Below are 25,240 nucleotides of genomic sequence, written 5' to 3' on the forward strand. Positions count from 1 at the left end.
CACATCTTCCCAGGCTCGTGATCGAGACCGTGGCGAGGCCGTGCCAAGTGCGAACCGCTAGGTTCACTACCGTGGGAACCGAGCCGTCACTGACGACAGGAATGGGTACTGACATCGTGAGCACCGAAAAAACTGCTGCCGACACAACGGCAGTGAGCACCGTCGTAGCGGGCATAGACCTGGGCGACGAGAAGCTTGCTGATGTTGTCCGTAGTGGACTCGCCGATGTCGAAGAGTTGTTGGTCAGCGAGCTGTCCGACGGGGAGGACTTCCTCACCGAAGCCGCCTTGCACCTCGCGCGCGCAGGTGGCAAGCGGTTCCGGCCGCTGTTCACGATCCTGACGGCTCAACTCGGACCCAATCCGACCGATCCGTCCATCGTCACCGCTGCCACGGTCACCGAACTCGTGCACCTCGCGACGCTCTATCACGACGACGTCATGGACGAGGCGGAGATGCGCCGCAGCGCACCCAGTGCAAATGCTCGCTGGGGCAACAGTATTGCCATCCTCGCCGGTGACTACCTGTTCGCTCACGCGTCAAGACTGGTGTCGACGCTCGGGCCCGAAGCCGTTCGCATCATCGCGGAAACGTTTGCCGAGTTGGTCACCGGACAGATGCGCGAGACGATCGGTGCCAGGCAGGAACAGGATCCGATCGAGCATTACCTCAAGGTCGTGTGGGAGAAAACCGGTTCGCTGATCGCCGCTTCCGGTCGATTCGGTGGAACTTTCTCGGGATCCGACGCCACCCAGATCGAACGACTCGAGCGACTCGGCGACGCCGTCGGCACCGCATTTCAAATCGTCGACGACATCATCGACATCTCCTCCGTTTCGGAACAGTCGGGCAAAACCCCTGGCACCGACCTGCGCGAGGGAGTCCACACGCTTCCTGTGCTGTACGCCTTCGAGGAAGAGGGCGCCGACGCGGATCGTCTTCGCGAGCTGCTTGCCGGCCCGGTCACCGAGGATGCTGACGTCGAGGAGGCCCTCGCCTTGCTCGAACGTTCACCGGGAATGACCAAAGCCAAAGCAAAGCTGGGCGAATATGTCGATGCAGCCCTGGCTCAGCTGGCAGAGTTGCCGCAAGGTCCGGCCAACGACGCCCTCGTTCGCTTGATCGATTACACGGTTCGGCGGGTTGGCTGACGTTTAACCGCGTACACCGTTCGCGTTGCCGCGGGAACCTGAACACCCTTGCTCTTCGTTGTGCTAACGGGTCGGCTGCAAAAGCCGCGAAGTTACACGCGAGCAGTCGAGCTCGTTACGGGTAAGGGGTTGAGCGCTGTGCACGGCTACGCAAACGGAGCCAAGACTTTCGGGCTGCTGCTGGGCATGTCTGCCCTGATCGTGTTCATCGGATCGTTGTTCGGCAACCCGACCATCTTGTGGTTATCCGTACTTTTTGCCGTCGGAATGAACGCCTACGTCTATTTCAACAGCGACAAGCTGGCGTTGCGGTCGATGCATGCCCAGCCCATCACCGAGGTCGAAGCGCCCGTGATCTATCGCATCTTGCGCGAACTGGCGACTACAGCGCATCAGCCGATGCCCAGGCTCTACATCAGCCCGACCAACGCACCGAATGCCTTCGCAACCGGCCGTAATCCGCGCCACGCTGCGGTATGTGTGACCAGCGGAATCATGGGTTTGTTGAACGAGCGAGAACTGCGAGCAGTACTCGGGCACGAACTCTCACACGTCTACAACCGGGACATCCTGATCTCTTCGGTCGCCGGGGCCATGGCTGCCGTCATTTCCGGCCTGGCGAACTTCGCGATGTACGCCAGCATGTTCGGCGGACGAGGCAACGGTCAGGGAAGCAACCCGATTGCATTGCTGCTGGTCTCGCTTCTGGGACCGATCGCAGCCACCGTGGTCAAACTGGCGGTCTCGCGCTCACGGGAGTATCAGGCCGATCAATCGGGAGCCGAGCTCACCGGTGACCCACTGGCGCTGGCGTCGGCGCTACGAAAGCTGGAGGCAGGTGTAGCGGCGGCTCCGTTGCCCCCTGAGCCTCGATTGGCGGCGCAGTCGCATCTGATGATCGCAAACCCGTTCCGGGCGGGGGAGAAGATGAGCAGGCTCTTTTCGACGCATCCGCCGATGGCGGAGCGGATCGAGCGTTTGGAGAAGATGGCGGGCATGTAGGGGCCTTCGGCCCCGGTGCGCCTTTCTGGTCGTCGGAACTACCAAAAAGGCGCACAGGGGCGCAGCCCCTACTACCGGTAGTTCACGAACTGCAGGGCGATCCCGAAGTCCTCACCCTTGAGCAGGGAGATGACGCCCTGAAGGTCGTCGCGCTTCTTGCTGCTGACGCGCAGCTCCTCACCCTGGATCTGTGCTTTGACGCCCTTGGGGCCCTCGTCACGGATCTTCTTGGTGATCTTCTTCGCGTTCTCACTGGAGATGCCCTGGACCAACGTTCCGGACAGTTTGTAGATCTTTCCGGACTGTGCCGGCTCTCCCGCATCGAATGCCTTCAGGGAGATGTCCCGGCGAATCAACTTTTCCTTGAACACCTCGAGGGCCGCCAGCAAGCGCTCCTCGGTGTCGGCGTTCAACGTGATCGTTTCTTCACCCGACCACTCGATCGACGCACCGGTGTTCCGGAAGTCGAAGCGTGTGGTCAGCTCCTTGGCAGCTTGATGCAGGGCGTTGTCCACCTCTTGACGGTCTACTTTGCTCACCACGTCGAAGGACGAATCAGCCACTTCTACACTCCCGCTTTCCGGTAGTCACAACATCGAGGTCTGCCCACCTTCCGTGCCGGTGGACACCTCGACGTTATCGGGTCGGCACCGCCGCTCACCACCCGGTTTGCAAAAAGGGGGTGGGTTCGTTGTATTCTTCTTTCCGCACCAAGGAAGCCGTTCTTGGCCGCTGCGCGTCGCGATATACTTGCGAGTGCATCGGATCAAGACCTGGTGCAGCACGGCAGATTGCCCGAGCGGCCAATGGGAGCGGACTGTAAATCCGTCGGCTTATGCCTACGTAGGTTCGAATCCTACATCTGCCACACCAAGTCAGCCCCGATCCTGAATCAGGATCGGGGCTGACTTTTTTGTGTTCGGCCCCGGCGACTCCAGCTCAGTCCGTTCCGGTTCCGATCGCGTCGAGTAGTCGAAGGCGCAGCAGTAGGTAGATACAGAGTTGTAGATACAGCGATGCAGTGCGCTGTCGGCCGAGACGCGGTGTGGCCGTTCTCAGTGTCGTCGTTCTCAGCGTCGTCGTTCTCGGGCACGAACGGCCGTAATTAGGCACGAGCGGCCGTCATTGGGCCGATATCCGTTGCGTCAAAGGCCTCGCCATGGGCTCGGATCGGTGCAACAATGGGCTGCGGCACTGATTTTGCCCCGATGACCTGGCGATTTGGTGCTGGAGCGCGTTCGTGTGTAATCTTTCGGAGGCTTCAAGAGAGCGGCAACGCACTCCGGAAGCCACGCCCCCTTAGCTCAGTCGGTAGAGCGTTTCCATGGTAAGGAAAAGGTCAACGGTTCGATTCCGTTAGGGGGCTCGCTGGATTGTGGTGCCGCGCTTTTTGCGCGACACTCGACACCGAGGCGGTGTAGCTCAGTTGGTAGAGCAAACGACTCATAATCGTTGCGTCGCCGGTTCAAGTCCGGTCACCGCTACACAATATGCATGATCCACCCTGATTGTTCGTAATCAGATACACCCGAAAGAAGGCATCCCGTGGCCTCCTCGACCGACGTTCGGCCCAAGATCACCTTGGCCTGCGAGGTATGCAAGCACCGTAACTACATCACCAAGAAGAATCGGCGCAATGACCCCGATCGCCTGGAGCTCAAGAAGTTCTGCCCGAACTGCGGAACCCACCAGTCGCATCGCGAGTCGAAGTAGCAAGTCCTTAACGGGACGACGATTTTCGCGGAAGACCCTCTTGGGGCCTGCGTCTTCGGGTCCTAGCTAGAAGAGAGTTTCTCCGCGTGACTGATTTGCAAGAGAACAAGGCAGCGGCCGAGGTCCCTACGGACCCGGCCGCTCATGCCGTCCAGATGGTCGGTCACCATTATCGTGTCGAAGACTTCTACGAGGTCGGGCGCGAGAAGGTGCGCGAGTTCGCTCGCTCCGTCCAGGATTCACATCCTGCGCATTACGACGAAACCGCTGCAAAGGGCCTCGGATACGACGGCCTGATTGCACCGGTGACGTTTGTTGCGATCGTCGGCGGCATTGCCCAACGTCGACTCTTCGAAGAAGTTGTCACCGGCTACGACTTGAGTCAGATTCTCCATACTGATCAACGGATCGTGCTTCACGAACCGATTCAGGTGGGGGATCGACTGTTCTGCGACGTCTATCTGGATTCGTTCAGGCAGGCTGCAGGTAGTGACATCATCGTGACCAAGAACATCATCATCAACCAGCACGGTCGAGAGACCGTCACGATGTGGACAACCCTGGTTGCCCGCACCGGTGGTGAGGTGGACGAGAACATCGCCCACGCAGTCAAGGATGTGATGATGCATGTCGCTCCGTAAATTTTCCGACGTGAATGTCGGCGATCTTCTTCCTGAGAAGACCGTCACCGTCACGCGTGGAAACCTCGTCAATTACACGGGCGTATCGGGAGATCCAAACCCGATTCACTTCAGTGACGAGGTTGCTCGACTTGCCGGCCTGCCCGATGTGGTGGCGCACGGCATGCTCTCCATGGGCATGGGTGCCGGATACGTCACCGAATGGCTAGGGGACCCGGGTGCGGTAACCGAATACAATGTACGGTTTACTAGTCCGGTAATCGTGGCAGCCGACAAGGCCGCCGAGATCGAGTTCACCGCCAAGGTGAAGTCGATCGACGAAGACAGCAAGACTGCAGTACTGGCAATTGTGGCAAAATCCGAAGGTAGAAAAATCTTCGGCCGCGCCACGGCCACAGTCCGTCTGGCCTGATAGCCGGGTAGATTGTGTTTGTTCCGGGGCTTTGAAGTACACTGAGATTTCTGGGATTCCTCAGCGCTGCGCGCTGCCCTGAACGTCGCAAGATGTTCACATCGGGTAGCGCGTATGTTGTGTGATCGCAGAGCGGTTAACCGAACCAGCAGGGCATGAAAGTGCCGGGCTGCGGACGTCAACCAAAGGGGCGTAGCTCAACTGGCAGAGCAGCGGTCTCCAAAACCGCAGGTTGCAGGTTCAAGTCCTGTCGCCCCTGCCCCCGGATGCCAGCGACTGAGAGGAACGACGTGAGCGAGGATCGCGACAAGCGCGACGCCGACGCTTCGGACGCGGAGACTTCACCGTCTTCCGCTTCGAAGGCTGTCGACGACACTGCAGCTGACGCGGCCACGCGTTCCGATCTTTCGCTGGACAAGGGAGACGCCGTAGAGGCGGCTTCCGCATCAAGTGGGGTTTCCAACAAGCCGACCGGCAAGCGCGCTGCACGCGGCGCCTCGGTTGCAGCGTCCACCGTGAAGACTCCGGCTCGGACGGCGTCGCCGAAGGCGACTGCAAAGAACCCCGGTAAGAACCCCAAGGCGAAGAAAGACAACCTCTTCAAACGCCTTCGCAAGTTCTTCCGCGAGGTCATCGCAGAACTCCGCAAGGTCATCTGGCCGAACCGTAAGCAGATGGTCACCTATACCAGCGTCGTGCTGGCGTTCGTGGTCTTCATGGTCGCTTTCATCAGCGGCGTCGATATCGCTGTGATCAAGGGCGTTACCTGGCTGTTCGGCTGATTGTCGAATCGTCGGGCGTCCTTGCCTGCGAGCGCGAGAAAGACCCGCACGGGTCCGAGTAACGAGAGGAAGCGAGTGCCCCAGTGAGCACCCCCGAGAACGACACGAATGAGGCCTTGGCCGAAGAGCGTGTTTCTGCCGAGGCGGCAGCCGAAGTAGACGTCGAGGCTGGCGAAGGCACCGATACCGACGCTGCCGAAGACGCTGCAGACGGCACCGAAGCCGCGCAGACCGAGGCAACCGAGGACATCATCTCCGAGGACGCCGAGAACTCCGACGACGCTGCTCCGGCAGCCGACATCGAAGTAGAAGATCCGGTTGCGGAACTGAAGGCTGCTCTGCGCCGCGCACCAGGCGACTGGTACGTCATCCACTCGTACGCCGGTTACGAGAACAAGGTCAAGACCAACCTCGAGACCCGCGTTCAGAACCTCGACGTCGGCGACTACATCTTCCAGGTGGAAGTTCCCACCGAAGAGGTCACCGAGATCAAGAACGGCCAGCGCAAGCAGGTCAACCGCAAGGTTCTCCCCGGCTACATCCTGGTCCGCATGGAACTCAACGACGAATCGTGGGGCGCAGTGCGCAACACGCCTGGAGTCACCGGATTTGTCGGTGCCACCTCGCGTCCGTCGCCGCTGTCCCTCAACGACGTCGTCAAGTTCCTGCTTCCTCAGCAAGAGCAGAAGAAGCAGCAGGCTGCAGCAGCTGCCGTCGCAGCAGGCGAGGCGCCGGTCGAGTCCTTCGGTAAGCCCCTCATCGAGGTGGACTTCGAGATCGGCGAATCCGTCACGGTCATGGACGGCCCGTTCGCGACATTGCCTGCCAGCATCAGCGAGGTCAACGGAGAGCAGCAGAAGCTCAAGGTCCTCGTATCGATCTTCGGACGTGAAACTCCGGTTGAGTTGAACTTCAACCAGGTCGCGAAGATCTAACCCCCACACTTGCACTGTTAGACGCAAGACACACACCCAAGCTAGAAACTAGGAACTAGAGATGCCCCCAAAGAAGAAGAAGCTCGCCGGGCTCATCAAGCTGCAGATCCAGGCAGGTCAGGCTAACCCTGCACCTCCCGTGGGTCCCGCGCTCGGTCAGCATGGCGTGAACATCATGGAGTTCTGCAAGGCCTACAACGCGGCGACTGAGTCCCAGCGCGGCAACGTTGTGCCGGTCGAGATCTCGGTCTACGAAGACCGGACCTTCGATTTCAAGCTGAAGACCCCTCCCGCTGCTCGACTGCTCCTCAAGGCAGCCGGCGTAGCCAAGGGCTCCGGCGAACCGCACAAGACCAAGGTTGCCTCGGTAACCATGGATCAGGTGCGCGAAATCGCGAAGACCAAGGCTGAAGACCTCAATGCCAATGACATCGAGCAGGCCGCGAAGATCATCGCCGGCACCGCTCGTTCCATGGGCATCACGGTCCAGGGCTAATTCAGCAGCTCCACAGCATCACGTGGGAGGGCCGGCCAGGCCCTGACCACAACTGAACCATTCACCACTGCATCAAGTAACTCTCTGCAGTGATAAGTAAGGACAGAAGAAATGGCAAAGCGCAGCAAGGCGTACCTCGCCGCCGCTGAGAAGATCGACGCAGACAAGCTCTACAGCCCGCTTCAGGCTGCAAAGCTCGCCAAGGAGACGTCGTCCACCAAGATGGATGCAACCGTTGAGGTTGCAGTTCGTCTGGGCGTCGACCCCCGTAAGGCTGACCAGATGGTCCGCGGAACGGTCAACCTGCCCCACGGCACCGGTAAGACCGCTCGCGTCATCGTGTTCGCCGTTGGCGAGAAGGCAGCAGAAGCTGAGGCTGCAGGCGCTGACGTAGTCGGTGCAGAAGACCTGATCGAGCGCATCCAGGGTGGATGGGTCGATTTCGACGCCGCAATCGCGACTCCTGATCAGATGGCCAAGGTCGGCCGCATCGCCCGTGTCCTCGGACCCCGTGGCCTGATGCCGAACCCCAAGACGGGCACCGTTACCGCGGATGTCACGAAGGCTGTCAACGACATCAAGGGCGGAAAGATCAACTTCCGCGTCGACAAGCAGGCCAACCTGCACTTCGTCATCGGCAAGGCATCGTTCGACGATGAGAAGCTGGTGGAGAACTACGGCGCAGCGCTGGACGAGATCCTGCGTGCGAAGCCCTCGTCGGCCAAGGGCCGCTACGTGAAGAAGATCACGGTTTCGACCACCACCGGTCCGGGCATCCCGGTGGATCCGAACCGTACCCGCAACCTCCTCGAGGATGCTGCAGACGCGTAAGCAGTCCGCTGAACTGAAAGAAGGCCGATAGGGATTACCTCCCTATCGGCCTTCTTTTTTGCATTCAGGGAGAGGGCCCAGGGGCGATTTGGTGATGTGTTGCCCGGTGAGGTAGTCTTCAACGCGGAGTTCAGTGCTGGATATGAACTTCACCCCAAAATCATGTTCTACCCAAGACCGTTGGTTATTGCGCTTAGCGATGAGTGCAGTTGAAAGTCCGGAAATGTCCGGCGACCCACGCAGGAGGACGAGGTAAGGGGGAACGCATTCTGTGGTGGTTCTTTTCGCTTCCGTTTGTCTCCTCTGTACGCCCCGTGCGCCCTGCGCCGGGGCGTTTTGCATGTCTAGGACTTGTGGCTTGTCAGGTTCTCCTGGTGAGCCGCGGCGGTTCCGAAGTGGGATAACGACTGTCACGAGAGGAGGCGAAGTATGGCAAAGCCTGAGAAGGTTTCCGCAGTTGCGGAAATCACCGAGCAGTTCAAGGGTTCGACCGCTGCTGTGATCACGGAATACCGTGGTCTTTCAGTGGGCAACATCACGACACTGCGACGCGCTCTCGGAGAAGGTGCCACCTACTCCGTCGCCAAGAACACCCTGGTTAAGCGTGCCGCCGCTGAGGCTGGCATCGAGGGCCTTGATGACCTGTTCGTCGGACCGACCGCCATTGCATTCATCAAGGGCGAACCGGTCGACGCTGCGAAGGCACTGAAGAACTTCGCAAAGGAAAACAAGGCGCTCATCATCAAGGGCGGCTACATGGACGGCGCTGCGCTGTCCGTGGACGAGGTCAACAAGATCGCGGATCTCGAATCCCGCGAAATCCTGTTGGCAAAGCTTGCCGGCGCGATGAAGGGCAACTTGGCAAAGGCCGCAGGCCTGTTCAATGCTCCCGCTTCGCAGATGGCCCGTTTGGCCGCTGCACTGCAGGAGAAGAAGGCCGCAGAAGGCGGAGCTGCAGAAGCTCCGGCTGCTGCCGCAGAGGCTGCTACCGAGGCTCCGGCCGAGGCCGAAGCCGAAAGCTGATCCGCACCCGCGCATCACTGCTATATCCCCGCCCGGTCGCGGATCAGCGACATGGGACTTACAGGAAGGACCGCCACAATGGCGAAGCTCAGCACCGAAGAGTTGTTGGACCAGTTCAAGGAGCTCACCCTCCTCGAGCTCTCGGAGTTCGTTAAGGCATTCGAGGAGACCTTCGAGGTCACCGCTGCTGCTCCCGTCGCCGTCGCCGCTGCAGGCGCACCGGCTGCCGGCGCAGAAGCTGCTGAAGAGCAGGACGAGTTCGACGTCGTCCTCGAGTCGGCTGGCGACAAGAAGATCCAGGTCATCAAGGTCGTCCGTGAGGTCGTTTCCGGCCTCGGCCTGAAGGAAGCCAAGGATCTCGTCGAGAGCGCTCCGAAGGCAATCCTGGAGAAGGTTTCGAAGGAAGCAGCTGAAGCTGCAAAGGAAAAGCTCGAAGGCGCCGGCGCAAAGATCTCCGTCAAGTAAGACGGTTTTCTCCGCTGCTCACCTCGAGTAGTCGAAAGAGGGTCACTTCCTACGGGAAGTGGCCCTCTTTTTTATTGGGCGCATCCGGCGGGAATGTCCGGATCGGCGCAGGTCGGATGCGTGTCCGATTCAGGGTGCGTGTTAGTTTGTGCTTCGTACTTACTCGTTAGTAGTATTCGCAGTCACGGGTAACACTTCCATGCGATAGAGTGACCCAACCCACATCGGGTGGATGCATCGGACGGCGCGGAGGTAGTGGTGGGAGTAGAGGTAGCGGTAGACGGGCTGACTAAGTCTTTCGGGTCGCAGAGGATTTGGCAGGACGTGTCGTTGACGCTTCCCGCCGGTGAGGTGAGCGCATTGCTGGGGCCCTCGGGTACCGGCAAGTCGGTGTTCTTGAAGTCTTTGATCGGTTTGCTCCGCCCCGAGCAGGGTTCCATCGTGATCGACGGCACGGATATTTTGCAGTGTTCCTCGAAGGAGCTCTACGAGATCCGTAAGTTGTTCGGTGTGCTGTTCCAGGACGGTGCGTTGTTCGGTTCGATGAATTTGTACGACAACATCGCGTTTCCGCTCCGTGAGCATACGAAGAAGTCGGAATCCGATATCCGCAAGATCGTGATGGAGAAGCTCGATCTGACTGGTCTGGTCGGTGCGGAGGACAAGCTTCCCGGTGAGATTTCCGGTGGTATGCGTAAGCGTGCCGGTCTGGCGCGTGCACTCGTGCTCGATCCCGAGATCATTCTCGTCGACGAGCCGGACTCCGGTCTGGACCCGGTGCGTACGACGTACATCAGTCAGACGTTGATCGACATCAATGCTCAGTCCGATGCCACGATTCTGATTGTCTCGCACAACATCAACCTTGCTCGTACGGTGCCGGACAACATCGGGATGCTGTTCCGTCGCCAGTTGGTTATGTTCGGTCCTCGTGAGGTGTTGCTCACGTCCGACGAGCCCGTCGTCAAGCAATTCCTCAACGGCACGATGATCGGTCCGATCGGTATGTCGGAAGAGAAGGACGAGGCTCAGATGGCGCACGAGCAGGCGCTCGTGGATGCCGGTCACCATGCCGGCGGTGTCGACGACGTCGAGGGCATCGTGCCGCAGATGAAGGCGACGCCCGGTAATCCGGAGCGTCAGGCTGTTCGTCGCCGTCAGGAACGCGTCCGTCAGATCATGCACACACTGCCGGTGAACGCGCAGGCGGCAATCCAGGACAGTCTCAACGAGGAGACGGGTCAGTTCAACCACGCCTACGCGGACGCGAGCGAGTACCAGGGGGATTGGGACGGAAGCTCGCAGGATACACAGGTAATTCCAGCTTATGAGGGTGATCCCTACGGAAACACGACTCACGGACAAGGGTAGGCATAACGAATGGCGGGTACCCGCAACTCGGTTCTGAGTCCTGTACACGGGGCACTGACTCAGGCCGGCAACATCGTCGAACTCTTCGTCGAGGTCGTGAAGAATACGTTCCGGCGGCCGTTTCAGTTTCGCGAGTTCATCGAGCAAGCATGGTTCATCGCCAGCGTCACGATTTTGCCGACTGCGCTGGTCGCGATTCCGTTCGGCGCTGTCGTTTCGCTGCAGACCGGTTCGCTGATCAAGCAGTTGGGCGCTGAATCGTTCACCGGCGCTGCCAGCGTTCTTGCGGTGATTCAGCAGGGAAGTCCACTGGTGACTGCTCTGCTTGTCGCTGGTGCTGCCGGTTCGGCGGTCACCGCTGACCTCGGTTCGCGGACAATCCGTGAAGAGATCGACGCCATGGAAGTCCTTGGCATCAATCCCATTCAGCGACTTGTTGTTCCACGTGTGTTGGCGATGGTGCTCATTGCCGTATTGCTCAACGGGCTGGTATCCGTCGTCGGTATCGCGGGTGGCTACTTCTTCAACGTGATCCTGCAGGGCGGTAACCCCGGCGCCTACATCGCATCGTTCTCGGCGTTTGCGCAGCTGCCGGATATCTGGAGTGGCGAGATCAAGGCTGCGGTCTTCGGTGTCATCGCCGGAGTCATCTCGGCTTACAAGGGACTACACCCCTCGGGTGGGCCCAAAGGCGTTGGTGAGGCGGTCAACCAGGCCGTTGTCATCACGTTCCTGTTGTTGTTCTTCGCCAATCTGATTCTGACGATGGTGTACCTCCAGATCGTGCCGGCGAAGGGATCCTGACCTACATGACCATCGCACGAGGCCGCGGCGATCAGTTTCTGCTGAAGAGCCGCAAAGTAGCCAGAATGCCGCTCAACGTGCTTGATCGCGCGGGTGAGCAGATGTCGTTCTACGCGCGAGCCATTGCCTGGACACCGCGCACACTGCACCGCTACCGCAAGGAAACTCTGCGTCTACTCGCTGAAGTGACCTTCGGCAGTGGCGCATTGGCTGTCATCGGCGGAACTATCGGCGTCATCGCGATGATGTCCGGATTCACCGGCGTCGTTGTGGGATTGCAGGGGTTCGCGGCGCTGGAACAGTTGGGTAGCTCGGTCCTGACCGGCTTCCTGTCTGCCTACGTCAATACTCGCGAGATCGCGCCGATTGTTGCCGCGCTGGCCCTTTCGGCGACGGTCGGGTGTGGTTTCACCGCGCAACTCGGTGCTATGCGTATCTCCGAGGAGATCGACGCGCTCGAGGTCATGGCAGTCCCGTCGGTTCCCTTCCTGGTGACGACTCGCATGATCGCCGGCTTTGTGGCCGTCATCCCGCTGTATATCGTCGGCTTGCTTGCCGCCTATCTGGCCTCGCGCGTGATCAGTACGGTATTCAACGGCCAGTCGACAGGGTCTTACGACCATTACTTCAACTTGTTCCTGCCACCGCAGGACGTGTTGTATTCGTTTGCCAAGGTCCTGGTCTTTGCTTTTGTTCTGATTTTGATCCACTGCTACTACGGATTTCACGCGTCGGGTGGCCCGGCAGGCGTCGGCGTGGCCGTCGGTCGCGCCGTTCGTGCGGCAATCGTGACTATCGCAGTGCTTGACTTCTTCCTCAGCCTCGCAATCTGGGGCACCACGACAACAGTGAGGGTGGCCGGATGATCGAGGCTCCGTCCGTTCTGCGCCGCCGTGTGCTGGGAATTGTGTTCTTCGTTGTGTTGGCGCTGTTTCTCACCTTCACGATCGGGGCCTTCAACAAGTCGTTCACCGACGTCGTGAAGGTCGATCTCCTGTCCGATTCCGTGGGAAATGCGTTACCTCCCAACGCGGATGTCAAGGTTCGTGGAATGTTGGTCGGTGAGGTGCGATCCGCGTCGACAACCGATGGTGTCGTCACATCGGTTCTCGCGATCGAACCGGACAAAGCCGAGTTGATTCCCTCCGACGCGACAGCTCGTTTGCTCCCGAAGACACTGTTCGGTGAGCGGTACGTCTCGCTGATCATCCCGGAGGGGACAACGGCTCCGCCTCTTTCGGCCGGAACCGTGCTTCATCAGGACAAGAGCGGCAACGCGATCGAGGTTGGCGAGGTCTTGGACGGTTTGCTCCCGTTGCTGCAGGCAATTCCGCCGCAGGATCTCGCGAACACCCTCGGTTCGCTGGCACAAGGCTTGACCGGCCGCGGCGCTGAGTTGGGGCTCACCGTTGACCGTCTCGAGGAGATTTTCCGCGAGGTCAATACTGAACTCCCCGCCGTGCAGGAGGATCTGCGCAAGTTCGCTGACTTCTCACAGACCTATTCGGAGGCCGCGCCGGATCTGGTGAATGCACTCGACACTCTGCGCACCACCGGAAACACGGTGGTGGAGAAGCAGAATCAGGTCAACACCCTGTTGGCTTCGTTGACGGCGACGTCGTCGACCACCGCTGCGTTCCTCGAGACAAACGCGCAGTCCATCATCACGCTGTCCGCAGACTCACGAGAAGCGCTGCAGTTGTTGGCTCAGTACTCTCCGACGTTCGGGTGCACCTTCAAGGGATTCGCTGAAACTACGCCGAAGGCCGCCAAGATTCTCTCGGCTGACGCGCCTGATCCCGGTGTTCGGGCAAACATTCAGATCGTCAACCCGAAGGGGCGTTACATCCCCAACCAGGACGAGCCTCGACTCGTCGACAATCGTGGACCGGTTTGCTACGACAATGTCACCGAGCCCGGTCGACCCTTCCCACAGTATCCCGGCGGTTCGTACGGTGACGGCTCGTACCAGGTTCCTTCCCGCAACGGTGGCCCCGAAACGATGGAGTTCTTGCAGGCTCCGGAAGGTTCGGGACCGCAGATGTTCTCGACCAACACCACCGGTCCGGTGCAGCAAGCCGGATATGCGGGCTCGCAACTCGAAGAGGATACGTTGAAGGTCATCTACGGCCAGGCTAATGGTGTTGCACCGGAGAATGTTCCGTCGTGGACCACTATGGTCAGCGCTCCCGCATTTACCGGTGCGGAGGTGAGCTTCCAATGAGAGGTCTCGCAGCACCGCTGACAAAGCTCATCATATTTGTCGTGGTCACGATTCTGGCAACAGGATTGCTGGCGGCGAGTATCGCAAACCTCGGAGGGGGAGGCGGGACCAAGTTCAACGCCGTGTTCTCCGACGTGACCTCACTGAACGAGGGCGACGAGGTTCGGATTGCAGGTGTGCGTGTCGGTCAGGTCGAGAAGATCGCCATCGTCAACGACAACCAAGCCGAAGTGCAGTTCTCGGTCTCCGATCGAGATTGGTTGCCGGCCAGTTCCATTGCCACGATCCGTTTCCGGAACCTGGTCGGGCAGCGTTACATCTCGCTGTCTCAGGGCGAAGGCAGCCAGGGTAAGAAGCTGACCGCAGGCGAAACGCTCCCTCTCGAGCAGACCCGACCGGCCGTCAATCTCACGACCCTGTTCAACGGCTTCAAGCCGTTGTTCACGACTTTGAGTGCCGAGGATGTCAACAAGCTGTCGTACCAGATCATCCAGGTTTTCCAGGGAGAGTCGGGAACGATCAGCGAACTCGTCCGCAACACGGCCAGCCTGACAAACACGGTGGCGGACAAGGACGTTGTCATCGGCGCGGTGATCAAGAACCTCAACGAAGTGCTGTCGACAGTAAATGCGAACGACAAGAATCTGGATTCGCTCATCGTCAACACACAGCAGTTGGTAACGGGACTTGCCAACGAGCGCGGAGTTGTCGGGTCAGCAGTCACGTCGCTCGCCGGATTGACAAATGCAACGGCGGATCTGCTGGAGCCCACGCGACCGTCTATCCAGGGATCGATCACGGCGCTGGACACTTTGGCCACAACGCTGAACCGCCGTAGCGACGACGTGAATGCAGTGCTCGAGACCTTGCCCGTGAAGCTGGACAAGTTGACCCGCGTCGCCAGTTACGGATCGTGGTTCCAGTTCTACCTGTGCGGAATCGACATCATTGCAGGTCCTGGTCAGTCGGCAACATTGAACTTGCCGACCGGGTTGCCGACGGTCAATATGCCGATCTACACCAATGCGGCCAAGCGATGCACTCAAGACGGAATGAAGGAGTTGCAGGGCCGATGAAAAAGCGTCGTAGTCCGGCAATGGCCGGCGCCATAGGCATCGTCGTGGTGCTCCTGGCAACGTTGTCCGCCTTCTTCATGGATTCACTTCCCTTTGTCGGCGCAGGGTCTTCGTACGCGGCGGAATTCTCGGAAGCTGCTGGGCTCAAGCCCGGTAACGAGGTCCGCATCGCGGGTGTGAAGGTCGGCAAGGTGACATCGGTCGACCTCGACGGTGACCGCGTTCTGGTCGACTTCAAAGTCAAGGATGCGTGGGTCGGCGATCAGACGTCGGCGTCCATCCAGATCAAGACGATTCTGGGGCAGAAGTACCTGGCTCTGGATCCGCGTGGCACCGAAAATCTGGATCCGAAGGACCGAATTCCATTGGAGCGCACGACTGCTCCGTACGACGTTGTCGAGGCTTTCTCGTCGGCCGCGGACACTGTCGGTGACATCGACACGGAGCAGTTGGCGCAGAGCATGGAAACGCTGTCGGAGGCCTTCTCCGAGACGCCAGAGGACGTCCGAGCATCATTGAACGGCGTGAGTCGGTTGTCGCAGACTATCGCGAGCCGTGATCAGGACCTGCAGAAACTGTTCGAGGCAACGGGCAAGACGTCGCAAATCTTGGCGGACCGGAACAAGGAGTTCACTCAACTGATCAGTGACGGCGCTCTGCTGGTGCAGGAGTTGAACAACCGCCAGCAGGCGATCTCCCAGTTGCTCACCGGAACTCAGCGGGTGTCACAGCAACTCACCGGATTGGTCCGCGACAACGAGGCGGCAATCGGGCCTGCGTTGACCCAACTCAACGGTGTCATCGACATCCTCGAAGCCAACAACGAGAACTTGGACAAGGCTCTGAAGCTCTACGAACCCTTTATTCGCCTGTACGCCAACGTCGTCGGCAACGGCCGCTGGTTCGACCAGGTCGTTGTCAACCTCCTTCCACCTGGTCTGCCACTGATTCCGGGCCCTCGTGATCCGATTCGTACGTTGGGAGGTAACTGATGGCTGATATCACTGAAGCCGAAAGTGGCTCCAAGAAGCGAACTCTGGCGATCATTGCCGCAGCGTTGATTGGCGTGTTGGTGGTTGGCGGCGCCTTGTGGTGGGTGTTCACCCGCGCGGGCACAACAACGATCACGGCGTACTTCGACAAGTCCATCGGTATTTACGACGGTTCCGACGTGCGAGTTCTGGGCGTGAAGGTCGGCACTGTCACCTCGGTGGAACCGCAGGGCGATCAGGTCAAGGTCGACCTCCGCGTGGATCGCGGAATCGATATTCCGGTGGATGCCAATGCGGCGCAGGTGACTCCGTCAGTAGTGGCGGACCGCTACATTCAGTTGACGCCGGTGTTCACGGGCGGCGACAAGATGGCCAGCGGTTCGGTGATTCCGATCGAGCGCACCGCCACCCCGGTCGAGGTCGATCAGTTGTACGCGAGCATCAACGACCTCGCGTCGGCGCTCGGACCCGAAGGTGCGAACAAGGACGGTGCGCTGTCCAAGTTCGTCGAGACCGGTGCCGCGAACCTCGACGGCAACGGAGCAGCGTTGGGGGAGAGCATCACCCAGCTCTCCGACGCGGCTCGTACGTTGAACGACTCGAGTGACAACATCGCGGTGACCATCAAGAATCTCAATACTTTTGTCGGTGCGTTGGCGACCAACGATCAACAGGTGCGCCAGTTCAACACTCAATTGTCCGACCTCACCGGATTTCTGGCGGGCGAACGCGATGATCTGGGTGCCGCTCTGAATCAGTTGTCCTTGACTCTCGGTGATGTCGCTAAGTTCGTGGCAGACAACCGCGATCAGTTGGCGACAACTGCAGAAGGCCTGATTGCGCCGACGCAGACGCTGGCGAACAACAAGGAAGCGCTCGCCAACACCCTGACCTTGTTGCCTCTCGCCATTTCCAATCTGGTGAACTCGTATGACGCCGAATCCGGAGTTCTCGCTTCACGTCTGGCCTTCCCGGACTTGCAGAACCCGGCCGAGGTGCTGTGCAAATTGATGGATCTCGGCAAACTGGTGCCGGGTAATCCTCAGTTCGAGGAGTTGGGACGACAGATGCAACCCGCCATCGATCAGTGTGTGGCGGTGGCCGCTATGACGGATGCGGCCGACCAGGCCAAGAACATGAATCTCCCGTTCGGAATCCTGGCCGGCCCGGAGCGTGAGATGCAGGTTGTTCCTGGCACGGTGCCGGGTGTCGTGTCACCGCGACTGAGCAGCGGGGAGGGCGAGTGAAGCGCACAGTGATTGCCGGTGCGGGACTTGTGGTTCTGCTCGGTGCGAGTGCCTGCTCGTCGGAGGGCATCTATGCGGTGCCCCTTCCGGGTGGGCCTGACGTGGGATCGAATCCCATGAATCTGACCATTGAATTCGACGACGTTCTCGATCTGGTTCCACAGTCCGCGGTCAAAGTGGACGGTGTTCCGGTCGGGCGAGTAGAGAAGATCGGAGTCGGCCCGGACGGGTGGACCGCCGACGTGGGGATCATCTTGGATTCCTCGGTGGATTTGCCGGCCAATGCCGTTGCCGCCGTGGAGCAGACCAATTTGCTCGGCGAGAAATTCATTCAGCTGTCAGCGCCTCCTAGTGGCGCGGACACTACGGCCCAGTTGTCGGACGGCGACTTGATTCCGTTGGATCGCACTCGCCACGCCACCGAGATCGAACAGGTGCTCGGTGCATTGTCGCTCCTGCTCAACGGCGGCGGTGTCGGCCAGTTGCAGCCCATCGTCAAGGAGCTCGGCGCGGCGTTCGACGGGCGCGAGGGAACAACCAGAAGTCTTCTGGAACAGGCGAATACTCTCATCGGAGGCTTGAACGAACAGCGTGAGGACATCACTCGCGCGCTCGACGGTCTCGACGTGTTGTCCAGCCGGGTGAACGAGCAGAACGAGAAGATCGCCAAGGTCCTCGACGAACTGCCGGTGGCAATATCGGTACTCAACGAGCAGCGCCCGCAGTTGACGCAGATGCTCGCTCAAGTGGACCGCCTCGGAACCGTCGGTACCGACGTCCTGACACAGTCCAAGGACGATCTGATCGCAGATCTTCAGGCACTTCGTCCGACATTGCAGGCACTCGCTGCATCCGGTGACGACCTCGTCGGCGCGCTCCCGCTGCTTCCGACGTTCCCGTTCCCGGACGGAGTCGAGAAGATCACGCAAGGTGGGTCGGTCAATTTGTTCCTCGCTGTCGACCTGCAAATCGGTAATACGCTCTCCGGGCTTGGTGTCGGACAGGGAGATCCCGAGTATCGCCAGCCCAAGTTCGGTGATCCCAAGCCGGTGGTGGATCCGTCCAATCCGTATTACAACGGAAACGGACCGCGACCGGGCTGGCCCACAGTGTCACTGCTCCCGATCGCGCCGATCCTGCCGCAGTTGCCGATGGCACCTGCAGTCGGTGCCCCGCTCAACCCCATTCAGGGAATGCTGGATCAGTTCGGAATCGGTGGTGGACAATGAGATCGGCTCTGGTCAAGTGGCAGCTAGTGGGCTTCGTATTGGTCGCGCTCCTAGGACTTGTCTATGTGGGAGGCAAGTATGTGCGCCTCGACAACCTCCTGGGTTTCGGGCAGTACACGGTCAAGACGGAACTGCAGACGTCGGGCGGCATCTTCACCAATGCCGAGGTGACGTATCGCGGTGTGCCGGTGGGACGGGTTGGTGATTTGTCACTGACGGACGACGGGATCGAGGTCGATCTGAAGATCGACAACAATGCACCGCCGATCCCGGCGTCGACGAGGGCTGTTGTGGCCAACCGTTCTGCAATCGGCGAGCAGTTCGTCGATCTGATCCCCGATACCGATCAGGGTCCGTTCCTCGAGGACGGTTCTGTGATTGCAGTGGGTGACACAGCGACGCCGGTTCCGGTCGAAGAAGTGTTGACCAGTGCGAACGGCTTGGTCCATTCGGTGCCCGTCGATGCACTGCACACCGTCGCGGTCGAACTCGGTGCAGCCTTCAACGGCAAGGGTGAGGACATCCAGGTTCTGGCCGACTCGTTGTCCGGACTCTCGCAGTCCGGCCTCGACACCTTGCCTCAGACGCTCGGATTGATCCGTGACAGCCAGACGGTGCTCACGACCCAGTCCGACCAGTCGTCGTCGATCAAGCAGTTCAGTGCCGACCTCGATGTCATTGCCGCACAACTGCGGACCAGTGACCCCGACATCAGGCGTCTGATCGACAACGGCATCCCGGCAAGCGAGCAGATCGGGGCCCTCGTCAACGAGACCGGTCCGGCACTGACCACGGACCTGACAAATCTGGCGTCGTTCGGCAGGACGTTTGCGCCTCGTGCCATTGCGCTGCAGCCGTTTCTGATCTTTCTGCCGGGGCTGGCTGCGGCGGGGCCGACAGTGGCTCCTGGTGACGGAACCGTGCATCAAGGGTTGGTGCTGGAGACAAACAATCCGTTGTCGTGCACCGTCGGGTACGAAGGCACCATGGCGATTCTCGATGACATGAAGCGTCAGGATCCCAACTTCGACGACACGCAGCAGGACTTCCCGTTGAACACAGCGGCGTCCTGTGAGGTCCCGCTGGGCAGCGAGACGGGTGTTCGCAGTGCCAACCGGGTTATCTACGCCGATCCCGGCACGATTCAACCGTGGGACTTCAAGCCGAAGGTCGATCCTGACAAGTTGAATCTCAATCCGATTGCTACCCAGTTGGCGCCGATTCTCGGAGTGACGCCGAAGTAGAGTGCCCCAGGGTGTGCTATTGGGTTGGGGCAGTTGAGGATTCGAGGCAACGGAATTGGTGCTGCCAGGATCCGGACATAACAGGTAAGTAGGGTAGTGAGCGTGATTCAGAAAAGCAGTCCGAAGGGGGTGACGGCGCCGCTTGTTGCGGTCGGCGTTCTCCTCGTAGCCGCACTAGTTGCGCTAGGTGTGTTCGGCGTCCCGTACGTGAAGGCGTTGACCACTGACCGCAACACCGCAGAGATTCGCGACGAGGCGTTGATCGGCGCCCAGCAGGTTGCGATCAATCTCAACAACGCCGACTCGGCGAATCTCGACGCGTCGATCGAGACCATGCGGTCTTCGGTTACCGGCGACGAGATGACGGTGTACCTCCAAAGTGTTCAAGACTCCATCACGGACGAACTGCGGAACTCCGGATCCAAGGCCGACGCCGAGGTGATGTCTGCTGCGCTCACCGAACTCAACACGGACGACAGGACTGCGACGGCACTTGTGGTCGTGAAGGTCACTACCACCCAGGGCAACCAGTACGTGAAGAACCAGGTCGGTATGCGATTGGGCATGGTCGAGGTGGACGGTATCTGGAAGGCCAGTTCGGCCGAACCCGTCGGAAACCGGATCGATCTGGAGTCGGGCACATTGCCGGGCGCCGACGGCACCGGCAGTTCCGATGGGTCGACGCCGGCAACCGAATCACCAGCGCCCACCGAGGCGCCCGCACCGAGCGTAGGAGGCGATTCAGGTGGCCAGTAGTCAGCCTCGATCAGCCATCCGAAGGAGAAGCGCGTAATGCCACCGAAGCGCAGAGTCGGGATGCCGCAGGCAAACCAGAACCGTCGGCCGAAGATAGCCGGATCAGCCCGCTCGTTGAACGTCCCCGCGGGGACGCCGGCCGAGGAACCAGCGAACGTCGAGGCCGTCGAGGCCGAGGTAGCCGCAACAGAGGCCGTCGAGACCGAGGCCGTCGAGACCGAGGCAGCCCCGAAGGCAAGCCTTCGGAAAGCCCCGAAGCCGAGTCTCGAGAAGGAAGCCCAGCCGAGTCCCGAGACGGCAGCCGAGCCCAGCCTCGCGGAGGAACCGCCGGCACCAGAGCCTGCTCTGTCGAAGGAAGCGAGTCGCACTTCGTGGCCGCTGGTCATCGGGTTAGGCGCAGCAGCGGTAGTAGTCGCGGTGCTTGCGGGTCTGGCTTTTTTCAAGGTCGGCGCCCAGATGGACGATGTGGCATGGGTCGACGAGGGGGCGACGGCTGAGGTGCTGCGGGTGACTCCACCGGCGCTCGAGGCGGTGTTCACCTTTGCGCCCGGCACCTTCGACGCCGATTTCGACAAGGGCTTGCAGGGTCTGAACCAGGCCATGCGTGATCAGCTGACCGAGTACAAGGACACACAGAAGGCCGGCGTCGAACAAACCCAGACGGCGACTACGGCGGATGTCACGGAGATCGGTGTCACCAGGCTCGAGGAGGACCGAGCGCAACTACTCGCGCAGTTGAACGTCAGTTCGACGCAGAGTGGTGTGGCTGCCGGATCCCGTTCCGGGATGGTTGTCGTCAGCTTGGAGAAGCAGGACGGTAATTGGCTGATCTCGGAGATCCGCGACCGCTGACAAATGTGTGCGACGAGCTGGACCGGAAATAGATTCCGGTCCAGTTTTTCGTATCCGGGTCAGTGACTGGCTACACTACCGACAACGGTGTTCGAACCGAGTCGGTCGACTGTTCGAATGCCATGACTTACCTCGGCGCTCTTGACGGGGCGGTTCCGAAGGTCCAGTCTGAGCGGTGAACATGCACGGACGAGTGATCGGCAGTCTCACGTCAGCACCTGAATCAGACCCTCAGCTACACCCGACTCGACATTTCCTGAGTAAGGGTGTACTTTTGGACGTTGCGCTGGCTGCCTCCTGTCCACCCCTCGTCTCAACCGCTGCGAAGTCAAGTACTTCTTGCTTTCTGCGACGGGTTTCGTTCGGGTTGTAACCAGCGAAATTCGAAGCAGATACAGCGGCGGTCGCAACAGTACGGAGCGGCCCGCGTGAGGTGCTGGAAGGACGCATCTTGGCAGTCTCTAGCCAGACCAAGGCAGTTTCCGGAATCCCCGGAGCCCCGAAGAGGGTTTCGTTCGCGAAAGTTCGCGAACCCCTCGAAGTTCCCGGGCTTCTTGATGTTCAAACCGATTCGTTCGAGTGGTTGATCGGCGCGCAGAGTTGGCGCGAACGAGCAGCAGCTCTCGGCGACAATGCAGTGTCCGGCGGTCTCGAAGACATCCTCGCGGAGCTTTCTCCGATCGAGGATTTCTCCGGCTCTATGTCACTCTCCTTCTCTGATCCTCGATTCGACGAGGTCAAGGCCTCGACGGACGAGTGCAAAGACAAGGACATGACCTACGCGGCGCCGTTGTTCGTCACCGCGGAGTTCATCAACAACAACACTGGTGAGATCAAGAGCCAGACGGTCTTCATGGGTGATTTCCCGATGATGACCGACAAGGGCACCTTCATCATCAACGGCACGGAGCGCGTGGTTGTCTCGCAGCTCGTGCGTTCCCCCGGTGTGTACTTCGACAAGAGCGTCGACAAGAGCACCGAGAAGGATCTGCACAGCGTCAAGGTGATCCCGGGTCGCGGCGCATGGCTCGAGTTCGACGTCGACAAGCGCGACACCGTTGGTGTCCGCATCGACCGTAAGCGTCGTCAGCCCGTCACCGTCCTGCTCAAGGCACTCGGCTGGACCACGGAGCAGATCACGGAGCGCTTCGGCTTCTCCGAGATCCTCATGGCCACGCTGGAGAAGGACAACACCGCCGGTACCGATGAGGCTTTGCTCGACATCTACCGCAAGCTGCGTCCGGGCGAGCCCCCCACCAAGGAGAGCGCGCAGACCCTTCTGGAGAACCTGTTCTTCAAGGACAAGCGTTACGACCTCGCTCGCGTGGGTCGTTACAAGATCAACAAGAAGCTCGGCCTCAACGCAGGTCAGCCGATTGTTGCTTCGACGCTGACCGAAGAAGACATCGTCGCCACCGTCGAGTACCTCGTGCGTTTGCACGCTGGTGACACCTCGATGACGGCACCGGACGGCGTCGAGGTTCCCGTTGAGGTCGACGACATCGACCACTTCGGTAACCGTCGTCTGCGCACCGTTGGTGAGCTCATCCAGAACCAGATCCGCGTGGGCCTGTCCCGCATGGAGCGTGTTGTTCGTGAGCGCATGACCACGCAGGACGTCGAGGCAATTACGCCTCAGACCCTGATCAACATCCGCCCGGTCGTCGCTGCGATCAAGGAGTTCTTCGGAACGTCCCAGCTGTCGCAGTTCATGGACCAGAACAACCCGCTGTCGGGGCTGACGCACAAGCGTCGTCTGTCTGCCCTCGGCCCGGGTGGTCTGTCCCGTGAGCGCGCCGGCCTCGAGGTTCGTGACGTTCACGCGTCGCACTACGGCCGCATGTGCCCGATCGAGACCCCGGAAGGCCCGAACATCGGCCTGATCGGTTCGCTGTCGGTGTACGCACGCGTCAACCCGTTCGGCTTCATCGAGACGCCGTACCGCCGGGTTGTCGACGGCCAGGTCACCGATCAGGTTGATTACCTGACCGCTGACGAAGAGGATCGCCACGTCGTCGCACAGGCCAACTCGGCCATCGACCGTGACGGCCGCTTCACCGACGCGAAGATTCTCGTTCGTCGTAAGGGTGGCGAGGTCGAGTTCGTCTCGTCCTCCGACATCGACTACATGGACGTTTCGCCGCGCCAGATGGTGTCCGTCGCTACCGCGATGATCCCGTTCCTCGAGCACGACGACGCAAACCGCGCCCTGATGGGTGCGAACATGCAGCGTCAGGCTGTTCCGCTGGTTCGCAGCGAAGCGCCTCTCGTCGGTACCGGTATGGAGCTGCGTGCAGCTGTCGACGCCGGTGACGTCGTCATCACCGAGAAGACCGGTGTTGTCGAAGAGGTCTCAGCGGACTACATCACGGTCATGGCCGATGACGGAAGCCGCAAGACCTACCGGATGCGCAAGTTCGCGCGTTCCAACCAGGGCACGTGCGCCAACCAGCGTCCGATCGTGGACGAGGGACAGCGCGTCGATGCCGGCCAGGTCCTCGCTGACGGCCCTTGCACCGAAAACGGTGAAATGGCGCTCGGTAAGAACCTGCTCCTGGCGATCATGCCGTGGGAAGGCCACAACTACGAGGACGCGATCATTCTGTCGCAGCGCCTGGTGGAAGAGGACGTCCTGACCTCGATTCACATCGAGGAGCACGAGATCGATGCCCGCGACACCAAGCTCGGTGCCGAGGAAATCACTCGCGACATCCCGAACGTCTCCGACGAGGTCCTCGCTGACCTCGACGAGCGCGGCATCATCCGTATCGGTGCCGAGGTTCGTGACGGCGACGTGCTGGTCGGAAAGGTCACGCCGAAGGGCGAGACCGAGCTGACCCCCGAAGAGCGCCTCCTTCGCGCCATCTTCGGTGAGAAGGCCCGCGAGGTTCGTGACACGTCTCTCAAGGTTCCTCACGGTGAGACCGGCAAGGTCATCGGCATCCGCGTCTTCTCGCGCGATGACGACGACGATCTGCCTCCCGGTGTCAACGAGCTCGTTCGCGTGTACGTGGCCCAGAAGCGCAAGATCCAGGACGGCGACAAGCTCGCCGGCCGCCACGGCAACAAGGGTGTTATCGGCAAGATCCTCCCGCAGGAAGACATGCCGTTCCTTTCGGACGGCACGCCTGTCGACATCATCCTGAACACGCACGGCGTCCCGCGTCGTATGAACATCGGTCAGGTCCTGGAGACCCACCTCGGGTGGATCGGCAAGACCGGCTGGAACGTTCAGATTGCCGCTGATGGCACTCGTCCGGATTGGGCTGCGACCCTTCCGGAAGAGATGCTCGCCGCTCCTGCCGACTCGAACATCGCCACCCCGGTGTTCGACGGCGCGAAGGAAGACGAGCTCACTGGTCTCCTCGAGTCCACGTTGCCGAACCGCGACGGCGAGCAGATGGTCGGCCCCGACGGAAAGGCCACGTTGTTCGACGGCCGCTCCGGCGAGCCGTTCCCGTACCCGGTCTCGGTCGGTTACATGTACATCATCAAGCTGCACCACTTGGTCGACGACAAGATCCACGCTCGTTCGACCGGTCCGTACTCGATGATCACGCAGCAGCCTCTCGGCGGTAAGGCCCAGTTCGGTGGCCAGCGCTTCGGTGAGATGGAGTGCTGGGCTATGCAGGCCTACGGCGCGGCTTACACGCTGCAGGAACTGCTGACCATCAAGTCGGACGACGTGGTTGGTCGCGTGAAGGTGTACGAAGCCATCGTCAAGGGCGAGAACATCCCGGAACCCGGCATCCCCGAGTCGTTCAAGGTGCTCCTCAAGGAGCTCCAGTCGCTCTGCCTCAACGTGGAGGTGCTGTCCTCGGACGGCGCTGCCATCACGATGGCGGACGGCGACGACGAGGACTTGGAGCGCGCTGCGGCGAACTTGGGCATCAACCTGTCCAGGAACGAAGCGGCAACGGTCGACGACCTCGCGAACTAGGTTTCGGTCCCCGGGTTGCTCTGTGAAAGAGCGGCCCGGGGGCGTAGTTCACAT

At 60.4% G+C, this 25,240-nt stretch carries 24 protein-coding genes and 4 tRNA genes; 27 read left to right on the forward strand and 1 reads right to left on the reverse strand.

The annotated features are described in order from the left end of the window. The first annotated feature begins 101 nt into the window (after positions 1 to 101). The gene (locus RG2_RS03900; protein WP_033236473.1) at positions 102 to 1,151 is read left to right on the forward strand and encodes a polyprenyl synthetase family protein; all 1,050 of its coding nucleotides are present in this window, start codon (positions 102 to 104) and stop codon (positions 1,149 to 1,151) included. A 138-nt stretch (positions 1,152 to 1,289) separates the two neighbouring features. Then, positions 1,290 to 2,153 (forward strand): zinc metalloprotease HtpX, encoded by an 864-nt coding sequence (gene htpX, locus RG2_RS03905; RefSeq protein WP_033236472.1) that lies wholly within the window; start codon positions 1,290 to 1,292, stop codon positions 2,151 to 2,153. Between the two features lie 71 nt (positions 2,154 to 2,224). Here htpX and RG2_RS03910 read toward each other — a convergent pair whose 3' ends face one another. Beyond that, a complete protein-coding gene (locus RG2_RS03910) occupies positions 2,225 to 2,716 on the reverse strand; it encodes a YajQ family cyclic di-GMP-binding protein (protein WP_033236471.1) in 492 nt (163 codons plus the stop codon). A 222-nt stretch (positions 2,717 to 2,938) separates the two neighbouring features. Here RG2_RS03910 and RG2_RS03915 point away from each other — a divergent pair. The 25 genes from RG2_RS03915 to rpoB all read left to right on the forward strand — a co-directional run bounded on the left by RG2_RS03915 (position 2,939) and on the right by rpoB (position 25,186). Then, positions 2,939 to 3,021, forward strand: a tRNA-Tyr gene (locus RG2_RS03915). 425 nt (positions 3,022 to 3,446) lie between these two features. Then, positions 3,447 to 3,519: transfer RNA gene (locus tag RG2_RS03920), tRNA-Thr, on the forward strand. 45 nt (positions 3,520 to 3,564) lie between these two features. Beyond that, positions 3,565 to 3,637 (forward strand) — tRNA-Met (locus RG2_RS03925). A gap of 61 nt (positions 3,638 to 3,698) precedes the next feature. Further along, positions 3,699 to 3,866: a 50S ribosomal protein L33 gene (gene rpmG, locus RG2_RS03930; RefSeq protein WP_003941903.1), complete on the forward strand. Its 168-nt coding sequence runs from the start codon at positions 3,699 to 3,701 to the stop codon at positions 3,864 to 3,866. A 155-nt stretch (positions 3,867 to 4,021) separates the two neighbouring features. Then, a complete protein-coding gene (hadA, locus tag RG2_RS03935; RefSeq protein WP_172936632.1) occupies positions 4,022 to 4,507 on the forward strand; it encodes a (3R)-hydroxyacyl-ACP dehydratase subunit HadA in 486 nt (161 codons plus the stop codon). Continuing rightward, the gene (gene hadB, locus RG2_RS03940) at positions 4,494 to 4,919 is read left to right on the forward strand and encodes a (3R)-hydroxyacyl-ACP dehydratase subunit HadB (RefSeq protein ID WP_033236469.1); all 426 of its coding nucleotides are present in this window, start codon (positions 4,494 to 4,496) and stop codon (positions 4,917 to 4,919) included. The genes hadA and hadB overlap by 14 nt, the downstream gene beginning before the upstream one ends. A gap of 186 nt (positions 4,920 to 5,105) precedes the next feature. Next, positions 5,106 to 5,178 (forward strand) — tRNA-Trp (locus RG2_RS03945). A 31-nt stretch (positions 5,179 to 5,209) separates the two neighbouring features. Next, a complete protein-coding gene (secE, locus tag RG2_RS03950; protein WP_033236468.1) occupies positions 5,210 to 5,701 on the forward strand; it encodes a preprotein translocase subunit SecE in 492 nt (163 codons plus the stop codon). 83 nt (positions 5,702 to 5,784) lie between these two features. Continuing rightward, entirely contained in the window at positions 5,785 to 6,636 is an 852-nt protein-coding gene (gene nusG / locus RG2_RS03955; RefSeq protein ID WP_033236467.1) for a transcription termination/antitermination protein NusG, read from the forward strand. A 61-nt stretch (positions 6,637 to 6,697) separates the two neighbouring features. Next, positions 6,698 to 7,132 (forward strand): 50S ribosomal protein L11, encoded by a 435-nt coding sequence (gene rplK, locus RG2_RS03960; protein ID WP_033236466.1) that lies wholly within the window; start codon positions 6,698 to 6,700, stop codon positions 7,130 to 7,132. Positions 7,133 to 7,243: 111 nt separating this feature from the next. Next, entirely contained in the window at positions 7,244 to 7,963 is a 720-nt protein-coding gene (rplA, locus tag RG2_RS03965; protein ID WP_003941982.1) for a 50S ribosomal protein L1, read from the forward strand. 429 nt (positions 7,964 to 8,392) lie between these two features. Further along, a complete protein-coding gene (gene rplJ, locus RG2_RS03970) occupies positions 8,393 to 8,986 on the forward strand; it encodes a 50S ribosomal protein L10 (protein WP_033236465.1) in 594 nt (197 codons plus the stop codon). A gap of 78 nt (positions 8,987 to 9,064) precedes the next feature. Further along, a complete protein-coding gene (gene rplL / locus RG2_RS03975; RefSeq protein WP_033236464.1) occupies positions 9,065 to 9,451 on the forward strand; it encodes a 50S ribosomal protein L7/L12 in 387 nt (128 codons plus the stop codon). A 255-nt stretch (positions 9,452 to 9,706) separates the two neighbouring features. Then, on the forward strand, positions 9,707 to 10,822 hold the full coding sequence (locus RG2_RS03980; protein WP_279306237.1) for an ABC transporter ATP-binding protein: 1,116 nt from the start codon (positions 9,707 to 9,709) through the stop codon (positions 10,820 to 10,822). 9 nt (positions 10,823 to 10,831) lie between these two features. Then, complete coding sequence (locus RG2_RS03985; protein WP_033236462.1) at positions 10,832 to 11,626, forward strand: MlaE family ABC transporter permease; 795 nt, start codon at positions 10,832 to 10,834, stop codon at positions 11,624 to 11,626. A 5-nt stretch (positions 11,627 to 11,631) separates the two neighbouring features. After that, positions 11,632 to 12,492 carry an MlaE family ABC transporter permease gene (locus tag RG2_RS03990; protein ID WP_033236461.1) on the forward strand — a complete coding sequence of 287 codons (861 nt, stop codon included), beginning with the start codon at positions 11,632 to 11,634 and terminating at the stop codon, positions 12,490 to 12,492. After that, positions 12,489 to 13,850, forward strand: coding sequence for an MCE family protein (locus RG2_RS03995; RefSeq protein ID WP_033236460.1), 1,362 nt, complete (start codon positions 12,489 to 12,491; stop codon positions 13,848 to 13,850). Before RG2_RS03990 ends, RG2_RS03995 begins: the two co-directional genes overlap by 4 nt. Beyond that, positions 13,847 to 14,926: an MCE family protein gene (locus RG2_RS04000; protein WP_033236459.1), complete on the forward strand. Its 1,080-nt coding sequence runs from the start codon at positions 13,847 to 13,849 to the stop codon at positions 14,924 to 14,926. The genes RG2_RS03995 and RG2_RS04000 overlap by 4 nt, the downstream gene beginning before the upstream one ends. Then, positions 14,923 to 15,918, forward strand: a complete 996-nt coding sequence (locus RG2_RS04005) for an MCE family protein (protein WP_033236458.1) — start codon at positions 14,923 to 14,925, stop codon at positions 15,916 to 15,918. Before RG2_RS04000 ends, RG2_RS04005 begins: the two co-directional genes overlap by 4 nt. Continuing rightward, positions 15,918 to 17,165 carry an MCE family protein gene (locus RG2_RS04010; protein ID WP_033236457.1) on the forward strand — a complete coding sequence of 416 codons (1,248 nt, stop codon included), beginning with the start codon at positions 15,918 to 15,920 and terminating at the stop codon, positions 17,163 to 17,165. Before RG2_RS04005 ends, RG2_RS04010 begins: the two co-directional genes overlap by 1 nt. Further along, positions 17,162 to 18,394, forward strand: coding sequence for an MCE family protein (locus RG2_RS04015; protein WP_033236456.1), 1,233 nt, complete (start codon positions 17,162 to 17,164; stop codon positions 18,392 to 18,394). The genes RG2_RS04010 and RG2_RS04015 overlap by 4 nt, the downstream gene beginning before the upstream one ends. Then, positions 18,391 to 19,638 (forward strand): MCE family protein, encoded by a 1,248-nt coding sequence (locus tag RG2_RS04020; protein ID WP_033236455.1) that lies wholly within the window; start codon positions 18,391 to 18,393, stop codon positions 19,636 to 19,638. Before RG2_RS04015 ends, RG2_RS04020 begins: the two co-directional genes overlap by 4 nt. A 102-nt stretch (positions 19,639 to 19,740) precedes the next feature. After that, on the forward strand, positions 19,741 to 20,394 hold the full coding sequence (locus RG2_RS04025) for a hypothetical protein (RefSeq protein ID WP_230590359.1): 654 nt from the start codon (positions 19,741 to 19,743) through the stop codon (positions 20,392 to 20,394). A 36-nt stretch (positions 20,395 to 20,430) separates the two neighbouring features. Continuing rightward, the gene (locus RG2_RS04030) at positions 20,431 to 21,246 is read left to right on the forward strand and encodes a hypothetical protein (protein WP_033236453.1); all 816 of its coding nucleotides are present in this window, start codon (positions 20,431 to 20,433) and stop codon (positions 21,244 to 21,246) included. A 433-nt stretch (positions 21,247 to 21,679) separates the two neighbouring features. Then, positions 21,680 to 25,186: a DNA-directed RNA polymerase subunit beta gene (gene rpoB / locus RG2_RS04035; protein WP_033236452.1), complete on the forward strand. Its 3,507-nt coding sequence runs from the start codon at positions 21,680 to 21,682 to the stop codon at positions 25,184 to 25,186. Positions 25,187 to 25,240 lie beyond the last annotated feature (54 nt).

The organism is Rhodococcus globerulus NBRC 14531 (genome assembly GCF_001894805.1).
Lineage (GTDB): Bacteria > Actinomycetota > Actinomycetes > Mycobacteriales > Mycobacteriaceae > Rhodococcus_F > Rhodococcus_F globerula.

Coding starts and splice junctions, on each gene's coding strand:
- rplL (WP_033236464.1), top strand. CDS start 9,065: ATGGCGAAGCTCAGCACCGAAGAGTTGTTGGACCAGTTCAAGGAGCTC.
- RG2_RS03990 (WP_033236461.1), top strand. CDS start 11,632: ATGACCATCGCACGAGGCCGCGGCGATCAGTTTCTGCTGAAGAGCCGC.
- rplK (WP_033236466.1), top strand. CDS start 6,698: ATGCCCCCAAAGAAGAAGAAGCTCGCCGGGCTCATCAAGCTGCAGATC.
- rplJ (WP_033236465.1), top strand. CDS start 8,393: ATGGCAAAGCCTGAGAAGGTTTCCGCAGTTGCGGAAATCACCGAGCAG.
- hadB (WP_033236469.1), top strand. CDS start 4,494: ATGTCGCTCCGTAAATTTTCCGACGTGAATGTCGGCGATCTTCTTCCT.
- RG2_RS03995 (WP_033236460.1), top strand. CDS start 12,489: ATGATCGAGGCTCCGTCCGTTCTGCGCCGCCGTGTGCTGGGAATTGTG.
- RG2_RS04020 (WP_033236455.1), top strand. CDS start 18,391: ATGAGATCGGCTCTGGTCAAGTGGCAGCTAGTGGGCTTCGTATTGGTC.
- hadA (WP_172936632.1), top strand. CDS start 4,022: ATGGTCGGTCACCATTATCGTGTCGAAGACTTCTACGAGGTCGGGCGC.
- RG2_RS04000 (WP_033236459.1), top strand. CDS start 13,847: ATGAGAGGTCTCGCAGCACCGCTGACAAAGCTCATCATATTTGTCGTG.
- RG2_RS04010 (WP_033236457.1), top strand. CDS start 15,918: ATGGCTGATATCACTGAAGCCGAAAGTGGCTCCAAGAAGCGAACTCTG.
- RG2_RS03985 (WP_033236462.1), top strand. CDS start 10,832: ATGGCGGGTACCCGCAACTCGGTTCTGAGTCCTGTACACGGGGCACTG.
- RG2_RS04030 (WP_033236453.1), top strand. CDS start 20,431: ATGCCACCGAAGCGCAGAGTCGGGATGCCGCAGGCAAACCAGAACCGT.
- rplA (WP_003941982.1), top strand. CDS start 7,244: ATGGCAAAGCGCAGCAAGGCGTACCTCGCCGCCGCTGAGAAGATCGAC.
- RG2_RS04005 (WP_033236458.1), top strand. CDS start 14,923: ATGAAAAAGCGTCGTAGTCCGGCAATGGCCGGCGCCATAGGCATCGTC.
- RG2_RS03900 (WP_033236473.1), top strand. CDS start 102: ATGGGTACTGACATCGTGAGCACCGAAAAAACTGCTGCCGACACAACG.